The following is a 17,475-nucleotide window of genomic DNA, read 5'->3' as shown; positions in this document are numbered from 1 at the left end:
GGGCCGAGATCCGGACAGGGCCGACGGGAAACCACGGACGCGGAAAGGCCCGGCCCCGAGCGGCATTCAGTGGGCCGTCGGCAGGACCTGGACGGTGGCCACGCCGGGGCGTGCGGGGCCGAGATCCGGACAGGGCCGACGGGAAACCACGGACGCGGAAAGGCCCGGCCCCGAGCGGCATTCAGTGGGCCGTCGGCAGGACCTGGACGGTGTCTCCGACCGGGCGTTCGCCGGCGGCGTCGGACGGGTGGTTGGCCAGCGTGCCGTTGACGGCCATCGCGGTGGAGCCGCCGCCGTCGAGGTTCATCGCCTGCACGGCACCGAGCGACTTCATGAACGCGGCGGCCTCGTAGAGGGTGAACCCTTCGCTGCCGCTCGTCAGCCGCCCGTCCACCGTCGCGAGGATCAGCCGGCCGCGCTTGTCGACGCCCGCCAGCGTGCGGGGCTGACGCACGTTGGCCCACGCGTATCCGAAGGACGTGTATTCGGGGTCGACCACGCCTTCGGCAGCGGCGTCGATGTCGATGCGGCCGTCCTGCACCAGCGTCGGAGCCGCGCTGACGATGGAGTCGCCGGCGTCGAGTACGACACGTTTGCCCCCGGCGGTGCGGACGGCTTCGTCGACCTGGATGCGGCTGTACGCATCGGCGTGGGTCCTCAGCCAGTCGGCCGCCCGTCCGATGCCCTGGAGCACGTGCCCGCCCGCTGGTACCCGACCCCCGCGCGCCCCGACGGAGACGACCTGGCCGGATGCGTTCAGCACGACCTGCACCCCGGGGCCGGTGGGCAGGTTGGCCTGGAAGGCGGTGGTGAACTGGACCAGGTCGTCAGCCAGTTGACAGGTCACGTCCTGCCAGGGCAGTTCGCTGGGCGTGCTGCCGGGACGACCGCAGTCCCGGACCGTGCCGGGCACCCGGTTGATGCCCTGGATCCGGTAGGCGGCTTTGCCCGACCGGGCGGTGGCGGTGCTCGTGAGGTCCGCGATCCGGATGCTGCTGCCGCCGTTCCCGATGAGCAGCGCGGAGCGGGAGCCGGCCGCCATCGACTCCAGCTCGCCCTGGTAGGCGCCGATCCCGGACATGGTGCCCGGGACGCCGTCGCCCGACGACAGCACGAAGAAGCCACCGTTGACCGCGACCAGGGAGTTCAGCTTCCGGGCCACCGCCGAGGTGGCCTCACGCCGTGCCACGTTGCCGTCGTGCGTGGCTTCGACCTTTCCCTTGAAGGTCTTCGGGTCGATGACCGCCACATGGATGTTCTCCCGGTCGGCCTGCTCCTGGATGTCGTATCCGGTCCAGGACAGCGTCGTGTGGAACCCGGCCGCGATGACCGCCGACGCGGCCTTCTTCGCCTCCTCCTGGGTGGCGAAACGGCCGATGCGGACGCGGTACCCCATCAATCCGTGCGGGGTGTCGGCGTACTGCGGCCACTGCACGCTCTCCACCCGTGGCAGGAGGTCGGCCTGGGTCAGTTTGTGCGCCGTGTCCTGGGCCCAGCTCCGGGTGCCGACCTCGGCCCAGCTCACGGGTGCGTCCGGGTCGTTGGAGGTCCACCGGGTCTTGCTCGGGGCCTGGACGGTGACCGTCCAGGAGTGTCTGGCACCGGGATGCAGGACGATGCCGGTGCGGACCGTGACTCCGGGAGCGAGGGTCTGCGTCGTCCACCGCTCGATCACAGCGGCCTTCGCGGTCTTCGCGCTCGTCGCGGTCCGCGCTGCCGGTGCCGCCTGCGCGGTCCGCACCGCCTGCGCCGTATCTCCTGTCGGCGCGGTGTGCACCGAGCCCGCCTCCGCCGCGCCGGCCAGAAAGGCCGGTGCCGTCACGGCGAGCACGACGGTCGTCGCGAGTCGGGCACGGACACGAGCGGAACTCCGTGCAGCACTCCGGACATGGGTATGACGCATGCGCATGCACCTCACGAACGGTTGGGGCGCGACAACGCACCTCGGCAACTGTCGTCCACTTCACCGGTCGCAGGTGACAACCACCGTCTCGCGAACCGAAGGAATCACGACAGGTATATGAACTCGGCAGCGCCGCCAGACGATGTCTTCCCGCGCCGGCGGCACCACACGCGGGCTACCGGGTGACGGTTTGCCCGAGGTTCCGGGAGTTCCGGGCCGGACACGCCGGAACCCGCGCGGGCGACGGACGGTGCGCGCACGCTCCGCCGCGCACGCGGCGGACGGCCCCGGCCCGTGCGCCTCCCCGCCACCGCTCCCCCTCGGACCGCCGCGCAAGCCGGTCCTGAGGCGCACGCCGTGGTCGCTGTGCACCGGAACGCCCCCCGTGCGAAGGGTCGTCGCCGGTGAAGTGGGTATTCCCCGGCCATGCGGGTGAGTGTGGTGGATGCGGGGTCGAACACGGTCCGATTGGTGATCGCAGATGTGGAGGGTGGCGTTCCGCTACCGGTCCACACGGTCAAGTGGAAGCTGCGCCTGTCCGAACAGGTCGGTCAGGACGGCACCATCGCCGACGAGGCCGTGGAGCGACTGGTCAAGGCGGTCGGCGCGGCGGGCGCCACGGCGCGGAGATGGCATGCGGCGGGCCCGCTGGCCTTCGCGACCGCGGTGGTGCGCAGCGCCCCGAACCGCCATGAGGTGCTCCAGCGGGTGGCGTCCGGGACGGGGATCCGTATGTGCACCCTGCCGGGTGAGACGGAGGCGGAGCTGACCTTCCTGGCGGCCCGCCGCTGGCTGGGCTGGAAGGCGGGCCCGCTCGCGCTGCTCGACATCGGCGGCGGCTCGCTGGAGGTCGCCTTCGGACGGGGCCGGCTGCCCGACTTCGCCGCGTCCCTGCCGCTCGGCGCGAACCGGCTGACGCGGGAGTACCTGGGTTTACAGGACCCGCCCGGCCCGGGCGAACTGAAGGAGCTGCGCCGCCGTGTCCGCCATGAACTGCGGGACGTCGCTTCGCGGATCCGCTGGGAGCGGCCGCGTACCGCCGCCGTCACCTCCCGTACGTTCCAGCAGCTGGCCCGGCTGTGCGGAGCCGCGCCCGGGCGGTTCGGACCGTTCGTGGAGCGGGAGCTGGTCTGCCGGGACCTGCCCGAGGCGGTGCGCGCCCTCGCCGCGCTGCCCGCCGCCGACCGGGCCCAGCTGCCCGGGATCTCCGCGCCGCGCGCCGCGCAGAGCCTGGCCGGCGCCATCGTCGGGCACACGGCCCTGAAGCTGATGGGTCTGCCCCGCGCCGTCGTCTGCCCCTGGGCGATCCGCGAGGGCGTGCTGCTGCGCTACGTGGAGGACGGCGCCGGCTGGTGGACGGAGGCCACCGGCACCGCCGACACCGCCGCGGTGCCGGTCCCGGCGGCACCTCTGCGGATCGCGAGCCCACCGGCGTGACCGGGTGGCGGGCGACCACACCCTTGACCGCCCCGGCCTGACAGGCCCCGGCACCCTTGACCGCCCGGCCCCCGTGGCCACTCACCTCCGCCCTTCCTCCGGCGGCTTGACCGATCCACCCCCACCGCGCGGCCCCGGATGGAAACATGGGCGGGTCAGAGGGGGGACGGGGGCCGAGTGGAAGACACCATACGCATCGCCCTGCTCATCGGCGTGGGCGAGAACCCGGGGGCGGAGCACCTGCTTCCCTCCCTGGCGGCGACGGTCGACGCCGATCTGCACGTCCTGGGCTCCGCCGTGAAGGCCAGCGGCTACGCGGTGCGGATCCTCCGGAGTCCCACCCGGAACGAGATCACCGAACACGTCTCCGACCTCTCCGCGAGCGCGCCGCCCGGCAGCACCCTGCTCCTCTACTTCACCGGCCACGGCGTCCGGATCGGCACCACCGACTATCTGGTCCCCTCGGACGCCCGTGCCCCCGCGGTCAGCGCCGACGACGCGGCCGGGTGGGAACAGCCCCACGTGCGAGAGTCGCTCCTGGAAGCCGACATCAGCCGGTACCTGGCCAACTGCTCGGCCGGCACCGTGCTGTGGCTGATCGACGCCTGCCGCTGGACGGAGGGCGAGGACGGCCCCGCCTTCGGCAGCAACGTCGTCAAGGGTCCCCCGCACAGCGGCTTCGCCATGATGACGAGCTGCGGCCCCGGCGAGTTCAGCGGCTTCGCCGAGACGGGCAGCTTCTTCACGTCGGCACTCGCCCGGGCCTTCGACCCGTTGACCGAGGCCACGACGGTGGAGGAGGTGTACGAGATGGCCAGACGCGACACCCGCGTCCTCGCGGCGCGGGCACTGGCCGGACCACAGAAGGTGCTCATCCACTACGGGAACGACCTGGCGGAGCGGACCAGGTCCCTCCAGGTCGCCAGGGGCAGGCGGCTGCTGGAGGCATGGCAGGAGGCCGTACGCGCACCGGCCCTGTGGGAGCGGGTCCCGGACTGCGACAGGGAAACCGTGGCCCATCTGCACGCATGCCTGTCCGACCTGGCCGCGCAGGCCGCCCGCCAGGTCCATCGTGCGCAGGAGCGGCTGCCCGACCCGTGGGCCGACGACGACTACCCGGTTCGTCTGCTGACCGACCGCCTCCCCTTGCTCCTGCACAAGGACGCCGAACTGTCCGCCCTGGAGGTCACCGCCCTGATCGCCGGTGTCCTGCTGCACGAGACCGCCTGGGCGGGACGGCTGAGCCAGGCCGCCGAGTTCCATCCGCGGCTCGTGCGACGTGACGGCAAGGCCGGCGACCAGCGCCGGCATTACGAGCAGATCACGGAGCACTACCCCCAGATCACCGAGAAGCTCACGGACCCGTCCTCCTACCGATGGCTCGCGGACCCGGCGGACGATCGGCACGCCGTCACGCTGTGGCTGGTCCACCGCTGGATCGAGGAGCGGTTCGCGACCGATGAGGAGGCGGTGCCGGCGGCGCCGGCCGAAGCCTTCGTGGCCCGGCTCCTCGACGTGGCGCCGCCGGCCGCGGGTGAGCGGCTCGGCGGCCGGGCGGGGGCACTGTCCACGGCGCTGCGCGCGGTCGCCGCGGGGCTGGCCCTCGGGGCCCCGCCGGACGACCTGCGGCTGCCGCCGGACCGTCACGTCGTCCGCCGAACACCGTGGCGGCTGCGGGTGCGGCCCCTCGCGGCGCTGCTGCGGCTCGCGGGGCTGCTCGCCTTCGACGCCCGGTGCCTGCCGGAGGTCGTCGCCGAGCATCTCGCCGTCTCCGATCCGGTGCTGCCGCGCGAGGTGATCACGGTGCTCCGGGACGCCTTCTGGGACCTGGACCAGGACGGGAACGCTCCCTCGTATCTCCATCTGGACGCGGTCTGCCCGCATCCGGCACTGCACGCGGCACTCTCCTCGGTCGTTGAGGACGCCGACGACCTCGGTCACCTGCTGCGGGAGTCGGCCCGCCACCTCCCGCGGGACGAGGCCGCGCTGCTGCGCGGACTCCCCGCGCGGCTGTCCGACCACCGGCTCAGACCGGACCGTGAACACGGCACGGACGCGTACGACGTGCCGCTCGCACGTTTCTCACTGGCACAGACGGAGATCCGTCGCCTGCTGATGGGCGAGAAGCTGTACGACGGCGAGCCCGAACTCGCGCTGCGGGAGCTGTACCAGAACGCCATGGACGCCTGCCGCTACCGGGAGATGCGCGTCCGGTACCTGCGGGGCCTGCGCCGGGAGCCGGCGACGTGGACGGGCCGGATCCGCGTCGAGATGGGGGAGGACAGCCGGGGACGTTACATCGAGTGTGTGGACAACGGCGTCGGCATGACGGTCGACCAGCTGAAGAACACCTTCACCCGGGCCGGCCGCCGCTTCGACCAGTCGCACTCCTTCCGCCGGGAGCAGGCCGCGTGGCTTCGGCACGACACCTCGCTGCGGCTCTACCCCAACAGCCGTTTCGGCATAGGCGTCTTCAGCTACTTCATGCTCGCCGACGAGATGACGATCGTGACCCGGCCGGTCGGCCCGGACGGCCGCCCGGCCGAGAAGGCGCTGCGCGTCGAGATCCCGGTCAGCGGCAGTCTCTTCCGGGTACGCGAGGACGACGAGCGCGGCGGCACGGCGCTGCCCGAGGGCGGCACGCGCGTCCGGCTGCATCTGCGCCGGGCGGGCGCGCTGCCCGGGAACTCCGCCGTGGCGGTGCTGCGTTCACTGGTCCTGTTCAGCGAGTTCAGGCTGGAGGTGCGCGACCAGGACGGCACTCAGGAGACCTGGCTGCCCGGGCGCCTCAAGTCCGGAAACGAGCCGGGCGCGTTCTCCACCCGGTTCGCCGTCGAAGCGGTGCCGGGAACGTTGTGGTGGGTCTCGGGCGACGGGGCGATCGTGTGCGACGGGATCGCCACGGACAAGCGGACCTTCGGATACGTGCTCAATCTGTCGGGCGCGCACGCGGGCGAACTCAGTGTCAACCGCAAGAAGCTGGAGGGCTACGACGTCCTGTGGGCACGGGAGCAGTTTCAGCGCGGCGCCCACGTGCTCTCCGACGGAGCGGGGCCGCGCCTGAAGTGGCTGTGGGCCCTGGAGTCCCGCGAGCCCGCGATCGCTCGCATCCTGTGGAAGGCACTGAGGGGGCGCGGGGTGCTCGCGTCGCACGATCTCGACCGGCAGGTGAACCTCGACGAGGTCGGCTGGTTCAGACTGGACGCCTCCTTGGACGGCCGGCCCGGCCCGCCCGGACGGCGCGAGGAGGAGAAGGTCTCCCAGGTGATCCGGCCCTGGCGGCTGGCCGCCCTCGGTGCCGAGTTCCGGACTCGTAAGGAAGCGGGGCCGCTGTCCCTCTCGGGCCACCCCGTGCCGCAGCCCGGCTGGTCGGACATCGCGGCGAAGGTCGAGGGCGACTGGCGTACCGCGGTCCTGGTGGCGAAGGCGCAGGAGACAACCGTGGCGGAGGTGCTCCGCGCCACGCGGGGCCTGCGCATCGCCCATCCGCGGCTCGCGGGGCCGGCCGTCGTCGGTGCCGGCGACCTGGACTGGAAACCGGACCTCATCGACTGGTACGCGATGACCGGTCTCCTGGGCGGCAGACCCGATCCGCTGGACGGTCTCACCACTCCCTGGGGACGTCGCGTGGCCGCGCGGCGGGCGGCCGACGAGATCTACTACCGGCACCCGCCCGAGGACCTCTCCGGCATCGCCCGCGCCTCCGCCAAGTCCCGTGAGCCGCTCGGCAGACTGGCCGAGGCATGCGCCCGGTACGCGCCGTTCGTGGGCACGCCGCTGCGCGTCGTCCCGGACCACCACCGCGATCATGTCTGCACGGACGACGAGCTGAGGCTTCTCTACCTCCAGGAGGACAAGCACCACTGGAGGCCGGCCGTTCACCCCTGGGACGTACCGGTGGTGGCCGCGGCGACGGGCCTGGACGCGGGCGAGGTACAGCGGCGCATGGCCGGCTTCGGCTGGCTGGGCCGCCCCGTGCCCGATCCGGTCCTGGCCGCCCGGTGGGACGCCGTGCCGGCCGAGATGCTGGGCGTCCTGCGGACTTGCGTCGTCCACGGTGCCGACGGCCGCCCCGTGCTGCCATGGGCCGCCACCATCGAACTGGCCGCGGAGTGCGACCTCTCCGTCTGGGAGGCCGAACGCGTCCTCTCCCGGGAGGCGGAAGCCCTCGGGCTGGTCCACCGGCGGCGTTACACCAAGCGCTCGTCCGGGCGGGACGTGGTTCCCTCGCCCGGCACGGGCACCCTCGTACGGTGGCTGCACGAGACGGACATCCGGCTGGAGGACGGCGTCTCGCTCCGGGACCTCGCGTTCGCCCGCTCCCACGAGACGTCATGGGAAGAACTGTCCTGGTACGCGGACGAGTTGCGAGCAGCTGGAGTGGATCTCCCGGACGCGGGAAGTCTGCTGCGCGCCTGGGACGATCTGCCCACGCCCAGCAGGTACGCGTTCTCCGGGGAGGACCCCAGCTGGGTCGGTGCCGACTATCCCGTACCGGCGACCTCGGCCGTGCTGTTCACCGGAAGCCAGCGGCTGCGGCAGAAGCTGTCGATCCTGTGGGACACCGCGCACCGGGAAGCCCGGAACCTGGGGCTGAGCGCCGATCTCGTCGCCGTGCGCCCGCCCAGGGCGCTGAGGACGTTCGTCCCGACGTGGGACGAGATGGCGGCGCTCGTCGACGCGGGCCCGGAGGAGGAGGTGGACGGCGAGTGGTTCGAGACCCCGCGCTGGGTCCCGCTGACCGCGCAGCGGCTCGTGGGCTATGCCCGCGCCCGCAACCTCGGTGCCAGGGCGGCCTACCGGGCGCTGGCCCCCTTGCGGGCCATCGGCGCACTCGTGCCGGAGCTGTCCACGGAGGCGGAAGCCGCTCTGCCGGACGACGTGCCCTCCGCCCGCGACGCCGTGGCGGTCGACCCGGCGTTCCGTGTCTCCGCGCCCGGGTCCGGGCTGCTGCCTCTCGATCTGGTGGGCATCGCCGGCCGTCTCGGCGATCGGTGCGGGACACCTGGCAACGACGTGTCACTCCGTACCTCGCGCTGGAGGAGACACCGCCGTCGTTCACCGGTGTACCCGACGTCGTACCCGGCTGGCAGGACCTGGCGATCCTCTCGGAGGGATTCGACGGGAGGCTTCCCGCACTGACCGGCGCGATCGGGCAGGAGCGGATCGACCACTGTGCCCGGGCGACGGGTGAGACGCCGGAGTGGGTGCGCCGTCGCCTGGAGTTGTACGCGGACCTGTTCGGCCTGCGTCTCGAGCGCGCCGGCGAGCCGGCTCTCCCTTCCCCGCATCGCGGACCCGGAGTACGTCATGGGTGACCCCCGCCGTTCTCCGGGGGCAGGCGTCAGCTCCCGGAGCTGGATCCGGGGCGCGTCCGGGGGCGGGACGAACCGACCGGTGCCGGGCCGGGGCGGCCCCGCAGGAGGGACGACCGGGTCACCGCGCGGTGTCGGCCGCGGTCTCCAGCAGTTCCAGGGCTTCCTCCCAGCGAAAGCGGCCCGCCCCGCCACCGGGCCGGAGGGGCTCCCACGAGCCGATCAGGACGCCCATCGCTCGGAGCCGGTCCAGGCTCTGCCGATAGGCGGGGTGGGCGGCCTGGGCGGAGTTCAGGCACGGCAGTGCCACGGTCGGTATGCCCATGCCGTACGCCTCGCACAGGATGCCCAGGGCGAGGGTGTCGGAGATTCCGGCCGCCCACTTGTTGATCGTGTTGAACGTGGCCGGGGCGACCGCGATGGCGTCCGCGGGCGGCAACGGGCGAGGGTCTCCCGGCAAGCGCCACGCGGAGCGGATCGGGTATCCGGTCTGTGCCTCGACGGCCTTGGCGTCGATGAAGCCGAGGCCGTGCGGTGTGGCGACGACACCGACGTCCCAGTTCGCCTCCTGGGCCGCGGTGATCAGCTTGCCGACGTCGCCCGCGACGCCGCTCGCGCAGACCACGACGTACAGGAAGGGCTTCTTGTCCGGGGCGGTCGGATCGCTCACGCGCGGCCTCCAGTCGACGGAACGGACACGACTCCGGCAGCCTACGGCTGTCGTGCCCGGGGGTGAGCAGCCGCCCGCCCGGAACGAGGAGCTGCACGGACTCGTGCTTCTCGCGCGGCCCCGGCCGCTCCGCTCGGCCCGCCGCCGGCGGATCAGCCGGCCGGGGCGGGCGCCGTCTTCTTGCGAGCGCGGTACGCGGCTGCCTTGATCTTGTTGCCGCAGGACTCCATCCCGCACCACTGCCGGCGCATACCCCGGGAGCGGTCGATGTAGGTGCGGGTGCACGCGGGGTTGCCGCACTCCTTGAGCAGGGGCACGTCCGGTCCGCTCAGGAGCTCGATGGCCTGGCGCGCCACCACCGAGAGGGCTTCCTGCGGCGTCGCCTGGGTCCATCGCCCCGCCGGAGTGAGCTGTGGCACCGCCGGCGGCGTGCGGGCCGCGTTGTTCACCACGGTCAGCGCCGCCCCGTCGTACTCCTCCCCGAGCCGGCGAGCGGTGACCAGCCGGTAGACGGCCTCCCGGACGGCCGTCGCCTGTTCGACGTCGGCCTGCCGACCGGGCGCAACCGCATCGACCAGGCCGGATTCCACATACCATGCGTTCAGCCTGTCCGGCGTCGGGAACATCTCGAAGCGCGCGGTACGGCGCGCTCGCAGCGTCGCGGCGAAGTCGAGCGCCGGGTTTCCGCAGACGAAGACATGATCCAGGTTCACATCACCATTCTGACCGGTGACTGCGATGCCGGGCAAGGTCTCCGGCTCAGAGCCCCAGATCGGCGGCGAGACAGGAGAAGGACGTCCACGTACTCCCGGGATCGTAGGCGTACCGCGCCGGGTCCTTCGGTGTGACCGTCTTCCCCTGGGCCATGTCCTCGTAGCGGATGCGTTCGGGCAACGTACCGAATCGCGCTCGGCGCGCCGCCGCGGCACCGTCCTCGCCGTGCCGGTTCTCCATGGTCGAACCTCCGTTCGGTCTCTGCCGGGACCGCCCTTCCGTATCACCCGTCGGAAGGGTGACAAGGAGGCGGGCGGTGGGTGGGGTGTCAGAAGTGGTCCACGTCCACGACGGCCTGGGCGAAGGCGGTGGGTGCCTCCTGGGGCAGGTTGTGACCGATCCCGGCCAGAGTCCGGTGCTCGTACCTGCCGGTGAACCTGTCCCGGTACGACGCGCCGTCGCCCGGAGCGGTGAAGGGGTCCCGCTCGGCGTCGAGGGTGATGGTGGGCACCTCGATGACCGGGCGCGCGGCGAGCCGCTTCTCGAGTCGGTCGTACCGGCGCTCACCGTCGGCGAGGCTCAGCCGCCAGCGGTAGTTGTGGATCACGATGGCCGCGTAGTCGGGGTTGTCGAAGGCCGCCGCGGTGCGCTCGAACGTGGCGTCGCCGAACTCCCAGGTCGGGGAGACCGTCTCCCAGACGAGCCTGGTCAGTTGGTGGCGCAGGGTCTTGTCCTCCATGGCGAGCCGGCCTCGCTCGGTGGCGAAGTAGTACTGGTACCACCAGGCGTGTTCGGCTTCGGGCGCCAGCGGCTTCAGGTTGGCCCGGAGGCTGGTGATGAGGTATCCGCTCACCGACACGAGGGCCTTGCAGCGTTCGGGCCGGAGCGCGGCGATGATGCCGGCGGTGCGCGAGCCCCAGTCGAAGCCGGCCAGGACGGCCCTGTCGATCTCCAAGGCGTCCATGAGGGCGATGACGTCGAGGGCGATGGCCGACTGCTGGGCGTTGCGGACCGTCCGGTCGGAGAGGAACCGCGTCGTGCCGTGGCCGCGCAGATACGGCACGATCACCCGGTAACCCTCCCCGGCCAGCAGCGGGGCGACGTCGACGTAGCTGTGGATGTCGTAGGGCCAGCCGTGCAGGCAGATGACGGCGGGGCCGTGAGCGGGGCCGAGTTCGGCGTAGCCGACGTTCAGCAGGCCCGCCCTGATCTGCTTCAGCCGCGGGTACGAGGTGGGCGCGCCGGGGCCGGGCGTGGGGGCGGATGCCGCGCTTGCCCGCGGTGTGGCGGCGGAGGCCGGCGCCCCCCGCGGACCGCTGAGCGAGACGGCCGCCGCGCCTGTGCCGAGAGCCCTGCCGAAGGTCCGCCTGCCGATCATCTGAGCCCTCCGTGAGTCCGTCATCACGAGCCGCCTGCGCCACCACCGTCGCAGAGCAATCATCACCGGTCAAGTCGGTGACGGAACATGGCCGAGTTACATCAGCATGGCCAGTCTGCATGGAGAGCCCGACGTTGGCCGTTTTCGGTCACCTGCCGGACCGGTGACGAACCATAGCGTTCGGATATCTCGTCGGCTGCGCGACGGCTGCCCCGCCGGCCGTTCCGGTGCCGTACGTGACCGGTCGCAGGCCGAGGCCCCGACGGCATCTCCAGTATCGATCCGCTGTCCGGCACCGGCCTGCCGTACGGCCCGCGGGACGGGCGACGTCGGCCTGCGGGGCGCGTCGACCTGCGGGACGGGCACCGTCCGCCCGCGGGGCGCGTCGACCTGCGGGACGGCCACCGTCGGCCCGGGAGGCGGGCGCGCCGGCGGCTCAGTTCGAGCGCGGCGGCCGGGCGCGGACCGTGGCGGCGGTCTCCTGGCCGCGTGTCCGCATGGTGCCCACGGTCCGCAGCAGCCGGTCGGCCGGCTCGCGCAGCCGCGGGCTGGCCAGCACCGTGTTCCGCAGTCCGCGCACCGGCCGACGCCACAGCCGGTGGGCCAGCGCCACCGGGTGCGGACGGGCGGCGAAGCCCTCACCGACCCGGAGTTCCCGGGTCTTCAGCCAGTCCTTGTACTCCTTGTCGCCACGGCCGAGGTCGACCAGGGTCACCCCGTGCCGGGCAGCCGCCTCGGCGGTCCGCAGGTGCATCATCAACCCGGGCGAGTAGGCGGGCAGTTCGGGGTCGTAGGCGGTGAACCAGGCCGCCAGCACCGTGCTCGAGCGGGGCCCGAAGTGGGCCGCGACCGGCCGGTCTCCCGCGTACAGCACGGACAGCACCCCGGTGAAGTGCTCCTCGCGGACGTGGAAGAGATGGTCGACCAGGCCGACGATCCACGGCCGGGAGAACCGGTCCATCCGGCCGGTCCTGCGGTACTGCGCCGACTTCCACCGCATGAGGGTGCGCAGCATGCGCGGATCGCGTTCGTCGAACTCGAACCGCACCTCGCCGACGTCCCGGCCGAGCCGGCGCTCCTTCTTCAGGGTCGTCTTGGCCAGCCCCGGGTACGCGCCGCGCAGCCACTCCGGGTAGCTGCCGTCGCCCGGTTTCACGTCGATCACCGGTGAGGCGAAGGTGCCGGTGACATGGTGCTCGAACGGCTTCTGTTCCCGCACCAGATGGTCGAACTCGAAGATGCTGAGCCCACAGGCCCGCAGCAGTTCCCGGGCGTTCCAGGTGACACCGGGCCGGTGCACCAGCGCCTGGCAGTCGGACAGCCCGAGCCCGATGGCCCGGCCCGTGCCGAACGACCCTCGCTCGTACGGGAGGAAGCCGACCGGTTCCGCGCCCTCGCGCAGCACGGCCACCCGGGCCCCGCTCCGGAACCGGCCCACCCCGGACGCGAACTCCGGGGCCAGGAAGGGATTGGCGTACTCGGGCGACTCGTCCATCGCTCGGTGCCAGGCCCCGCGCAGCTCGGCCGTCAGCTCACCGGTTCTGTGGACGGTGATCTCCACATCAGTCTCCCCCCATGACGCGCCGGGCGCGCCCGAACCGTAGGACAAGGCTCAAAGCTCGCGAAACCCCACGCACGCTGTCAAGGGTGCCTCAGGCGACGGACGTTCGCCACGGGTCCGCGGAGATCGGGGACGAGCCGGGAGAAGGTCCGCACTGCCGTTCGCCTCCCCGGGGCGTTTCGTCGTACACCCGTTCGCGGCGGCTGCCCCGCGGACCGCCGGCGGCTCGGGCCGCACCGGCCGCACGGACGGGCTTCAGGGGGCAGGCGGACCGTCCAGGAGGGCGAGCCCGCTGGCGCGCCGCAGCCCGGGGGGCCGGCGCGGCGGCCACCCCTCCGCGGTATTGACATGAACCTGCGTCAACCCCGAGGCTCATGCGTGAAGTTGCTCGATTAATGCTTGTTTCAAGCGTGTCCGAGCATTTCCGCAAGGACACTCATTCCGCGAAGGTGCGAGGGGAGCTGTTCCGCCGTGCGAAGACTCCGACACCGTCTGCCGTGGCCGGCCTGGATACCGCTGGGACTGGCGAGCGTCCTGGCCGGGACCGCGCTCGCCGCGCCGGCCCCGGCCCAGGCCGCCGCCACCGCGACCGGCGCCGTTCTGGACCCGGCGCACAGCAGCGTCAGCTGGCAGAGCCCGGTCTATGACAAGGGCACCGGCGGCGGCCCCGAGAAGTGCCCCGCCACGGCCGACGACCCCGACCACAAGGTCTGCGACCGCTTCGACCTGACCGTCTCGGTGCCGGACGGCTACTGGGACGACAACCCCGAGGGCGGCATCCCGCTGTCGATCAAGTGGGACCAGCCCTCGGACGACTTCGACCTGTACGTCTACGACGACCACGACAAGCAGGTGGCGTCCAGCGCGGGCACCGCCGACCCCGAGGCCACGGTGATCCCGCGCGCCTCGGGGACGTACCACGTGGTCGTGGTGCCGTACGACGTGCACGGCGACTCCTTCACCGGCACCGCCTATCTGCCCGCGACCACGGACGCCGGCGATCTCACGTCCTTCTCCGGCGACGACGGCAGCTACACCATCGGGGCCGGACGGCTCACCGCTCGCGCCGACTTCCTGACGGGAGGCCAACTACGGCTCCAGGCGGATCCCTCGGGTTCGCTGAGCGACCCCGCCGGCACCGCCATCGTGCGCAAGCGGCCCGGCCTCCAGCGGCACACCTCCTCCTTCGACGCCGGCGACTACTACGGCATCCGCTCTCCGCAGGCCGTGCTGCGCGTGTACAAGAAGCCACTGCGGTTCGGGCTGTACAAGCCCGACAACCGCACCCGGATCTGGCAGGAGGACAAGCCGCTGCGCTGGTCGACCGGCGGGATGCGGCAGAGCCTCGCGCGCGGCGCGGACGAGCAGTTCTTCGGCGGCGGCGAGCAGAACGGCAGCTTTTCGCACCGCGGGCAGACGATGTACGTGGCCAACAGCTTCGACTGGAACGAGGGCGGCTACAACAACTCCCAGCCGTTCTACCTCTCCAGCGCGGGCTACGGCGTCTTCCGGAACACCTTCGCACCGGGCGTGTACACCTTCGGCTCACCGGTCACCACCGGGCAGCAGGAACGACGCCTGGACGCCTACTACTTCCTGGGTGACGCGAAGCAGGTCATCGGCAAGTACACGGCGTTGACGGGCAAGCCCTTCATGCCGCCGGTGTACGGCCTCGAGCCCGGTGACTCCGACTGCTACCTGCACAACGCCAACCGGGGCGAGCGGCACACCCTGGACGCGCTGAAGATCGCCGACGGCTACAGCGAGAACCAGATGCCGCTCGGCTGGATGCTGGTCAACGACGGGTACGGCTGCGGGTACGAGAACCTGGAACAGACCGGCAAGGGCCTCCAGGACCACCACGCGCAGCTCGGCCTGTGGACCCAGGACGGCATCGACAAGCTCGCCGACCAGGTCAAGGCGGGCCAGCGGGTGGCCAAGCTGGACGTGGCCTGGGTCGGCAACGGCTACAAGTTCGCGCTGGACGCCTGTGACGCGGCGAAGAAGGGCATCGAGGACAACAGCGACGCGCGCGGCTTCGTATGGCTGCCGGTGTCCTGGGCGGGCGCCCAGCGCTGCGGAGTGCTGTGGAGCGGCGACCAGAAGCTGTCCTGGGACTACATCCGCTGGCAGATCCCGACCTACGCCGGGGCGACGATGTCGGGCATCGCCTACAACACCGGTGACGTGGGCAGCATCTACCGCCACGACGCCAAGATGTACGCCCGCGACCTCCAGTGGAAGACGTTCCTGCCGGCCATCATGACGATGGACGGCTGGGCCGGCGACATCACCACCGGCAAGCCCGCCGACCAGCAGCCGTGGCGGGACGGCGAGCCGTACACCTCGGTCAACCGCAAGTACCTCCAGCTGAAGGAGCGGCTGCTGCCGTACATGTACACCCTGTCCGCCCAGGCGGCGAGGACGGGCGTGGGTGCGGTGCGACCGCTGTGGCTGGAGTACCCGGACGATCCGGAGACCCTCGGCGCGCAGGCCGAGTACGAGTTCCTGTCCGGCCCGGACTTCCTCGTCGCGCCGGTGTACCAGGACTCCGACACACGGGACGGCATCTACCTGCCGAAGGGCACCTGGACCGACTACTGGACCGGTCGCACCTACAAGGGCCCGACCACGGTCAACGGCTACCACGCCCCGCTGGACACGCTGCCGCTGTTCGTGCGCGAGGGGGCGATCGTCCCCATGTGGCCCAAGGGGACGACGAGTTGGCAGACCCGCGACCGGCACGAGCTGGACTGGGACCTCTACCCGGCCGCGCACGGCACCAGCCATTACACGCTGTACGAGGACGACGGCGTGACGCGCGACTTCGCCGACGGTGCGGCGGCCACCCAGCGGGTGTCCTTGCGCGGCGACGCCCGGGGCACGACCGTGACGGTCGGCGCGAGCAGGGGCGCGTACACGGGCAAGGTGGACGCCCGCACGTACCGGTTCACCGTGCACGGTGACACCGCACCCGTACGGGTCCTGTTCGGGGGGCGCCAACTGCCGCGCGACGCCTGGTCGTACGACGCCTCCAGTCATGTCACGACCATCACCACGCCGCGGCTGCCGCTCGACCGCGGGTTCACGGTGCGACTGGTCGACGAGAGGTAAAGGAATCGTATGGTCTAGTCCAAAGAGCAGCTTGGTCTAGTCCAACTTATTGACGTGACCGCAACAGCTCCCGGAGGGTGGGGCTCCCCGCTCTGGGGTCCCCATCCTCTGGAGGCACGCATGAGACGTCTTCGAGCATGTCTGGGCGCGGCGGCTGCCGTCACCCTCGCCGCGGCCGGCACCACCGCGCTGGTCGCGGGCGACGCCTCGGGCGCGACCACCGCGCTCGGCAACCGCTGGTACGCCGCCGCCCCTTATCTGATGCCGCTCGACAACGACCCGCCGGACGCGTCCGCCATCATGGACGCCACCGGCCTGAAGGCGTTCCAGCTGGCCTTCGTCCTCGCCCCCAACGGCGGGGGATGCACGCCCACCTGGGGCGGTACGGCACCGGTCTCCGCGGACACCGCCGTCCAGTCGGTGATCAACACCATCCGGGCCAAGGGCGGTGACGTCTCCGTCTCCATCGGCGGCTACGGCGGGACCAAGCTCGGTCAGGCGTGCGCGGACCCGGCGTCCACGGCGGCGGCCTACCAGCAGGTCATCACCAAGTACGGGCTGCGCGCCATCGACTTCGACCTGGAGGAGCCGGAGTACGAGAACACGGCGGCCATCAAGAACGAGATCGGCGCCGCGAAGATCCTCCAGCAGAACAACCCCGGGCTGTACGTGTCCGTGACCACGGCCGGCACGGCTGACGGCACCGGCTGGTTCGGCAAGCAGATGCTGCTGGAGGCCAAGGCGCAGGGCTTCACCCCCAACAACTTCTCCATCATGCCGTTCGACGGCGGCTTCAGCGGGGCGGCGAGCCAGACCAGCGCACTCACCAACTTCAACTCGATCCTCCAGTCCACCTTCGGGTGGGACCAGGCGACCGCCTACGCCCACGAGGGCTTCTCGGGCATGAACGGCCGCAGCGACACCGGCGAGTACTTCACCCAGGCCGACTTCCAGACCGTGCTCGACTACGCCACGAGCCACAACATGGACCGGTTCACGTTCTGGTCGCTGAACCGCGACCGGCAGTGCACCCCGGCCGACAACGGCGGCCGTACGTCCGGCACCTGCTCCAGCGTGGCCCAGAACTCCTGGGACTTCGCCAAGTACTCGGTGAAGTTCGCCGGAGTCACCCCGCCGACCACCACGCCCACCCCGACGCCTACGCCGACCTCCTGCAAGACGGCCTGGAGTTCGACGGCGACGTACACGGCCGGCAACGAGGTCTCGTACAACAAGCACAACTGGAAGGCCAAGTGGTGGACCCAGAACGAGGCGCCCGGCGCGTCCGAATGGGGCCCCTGGCAGGACGAGGGTGCCTGCTGACCCTCTTGACGTGTCAGGTTCAGACCTTTAGCTTCTCGGGTCACCGGCGAACAAGGATGC

10 protein-coding genes are annotated in these 17,475 nt (G+C 71.6%); 4 read left to right on the top strand and 6 right to left on the bottom strand.

What is annotated here, in order from left to right:
• Nucleotides 1–181: 181 nt before the first annotated feature.
• The gene (locus ACIGYR_RS05750; RefSeq protein WP_399601588.1) at nt 182–1,822 is read right to left on the bottom strand and encodes a phosphodiester glycosidase family protein; all 1,641 of its coding nucleotides are present in this window, start codon (nt 1,820–1,822) and stop codon (nt 182–184) included.
• Between the two features lie 507 nt (nt 1,823–2,329).
• Between ACIGYR_RS05750 and ACIGYR_RS05745 the strand changes: the two genes are divergently transcribed.
• Both ACIGYR_RS05745 and ACIGYR_RS05740 read left to right on the top strand, forming a co-directional pair.
• On the top strand, nt 2,330–3,340 hold the full coding sequence (locus tag ACIGYR_RS05745; protein WP_399601586.1) for a Ppx/GppA family phosphatase: 1,011 nt from the start codon (nt 2,330–2,332) through the stop codon (nt 3,338–3,340).
• Between the two features lie 177 nt (nt 3,341–3,517).
• On the top strand, nt 3,518–8,482 hold the full coding sequence (locus tag ACIGYR_RS05740; protein WP_399601584.1) for a caspase family protein: 4,965 nt from the start codon (nt 3,518–3,520) through the stop codon (nt 8,480–8,482).
• 294 nt (nt 8,483–8,776) lie between these two features.
• Here the strand turns inward: ACIGYR_RS05740 and ACIGYR_RS05735 are convergent, their stop codons facing one another.
• From ACIGYR_RS05735 to ACIGYR_RS05715, 5 genes are all read right to left on the bottom strand, one after another.
• Complete coding sequence (locus tag ACIGYR_RS05735) at nt 8,777–9,325, bottom strand: flavoprotein (protein ID WP_399601582.1); 549 nt, start codon at nt 9,323–9,325, stop codon at nt 8,777–8,779.
• 152 nt (nt 9,326–9,477) lie between these two features.
• Nucleotides 9,478–10,038, bottom strand: a complete 561-nt coding sequence (locus ACIGYR_RS05730; RefSeq protein ID WP_399601579.1) for a CGNR zinc finger domain-containing protein — start codon at nt 10,036–10,038, stop codon at nt 9,478–9,480.
• Nucleotides 10,039–10,084: 46 nt separating this feature from the next.
• Complete coding sequence (locus ACIGYR_RS05725) at nt 10,085–10,279, bottom strand: hypothetical protein (protein ID WP_399601577.1); 195 nt, start codon at nt 10,277–10,279, stop codon at nt 10,085–10,087.
• A gap of 88 nt (nt 10,280–10,367) precedes the next feature.
• The gene (locus ACIGYR_RS05720; protein WP_399601574.1) at nt 10,368–11,417 is read right to left on the bottom strand and encodes an alpha/beta fold hydrolase; all 1,050 of its coding nucleotides are present in this window, start codon (nt 11,415–11,417) and stop codon (nt 10,368–10,370) included.
• A 436-nt stretch (nt 11,418–11,853) separates the two neighbouring features.
• Complete coding sequence (locus tag ACIGYR_RS05715) at nt 11,854–12,978, bottom strand: GNAT family N-acetyltransferase (protein ID WP_391837440.1); 1,125 nt, start codon at nt 12,976–12,978, stop codon at nt 11,854–11,856.
• 942 nt (nt 12,979–13,920) lie between these two features.
• Here ACIGYR_RS05715 and ACIGYR_RS05710 point away from each other — a divergent pair.
• Nucleotides 13,921–16,092, top strand: coding sequence for a TIM-barrel domain-containing protein (locus ACIGYR_RS05710; RefSeq protein WP_399602330.1), 2,172 nt, complete (start codon nt 13,921–13,923; stop codon nt 16,090–16,092).
• A gap of 120 nt (nt 16,093–16,212) precedes the next feature.
• The gene (locus ACIGYR_RS05705) at nt 16,213–17,415 is read left to right on the top strand and encodes a chitinase (RefSeq protein WP_399601572.1); all 1,203 of its coding nucleotides are present in this window, start codon (nt 16,213–16,215) and stop codon (nt 17,413–17,415) included.
• Nucleotides 17,416–17,475: the final 60 nt, after the last annotated feature.

Source organism: Streptomyces sp. NPDC053076, from assembly GCF_044546845.1.
Lineage (GTDB): Bacteria > Actinomycetota > Actinomycetes > Streptomycetales > Streptomycetaceae > Streptomyces.
This window is presented reverse-complemented; position numbering and strand designations above follow the sequence as displayed.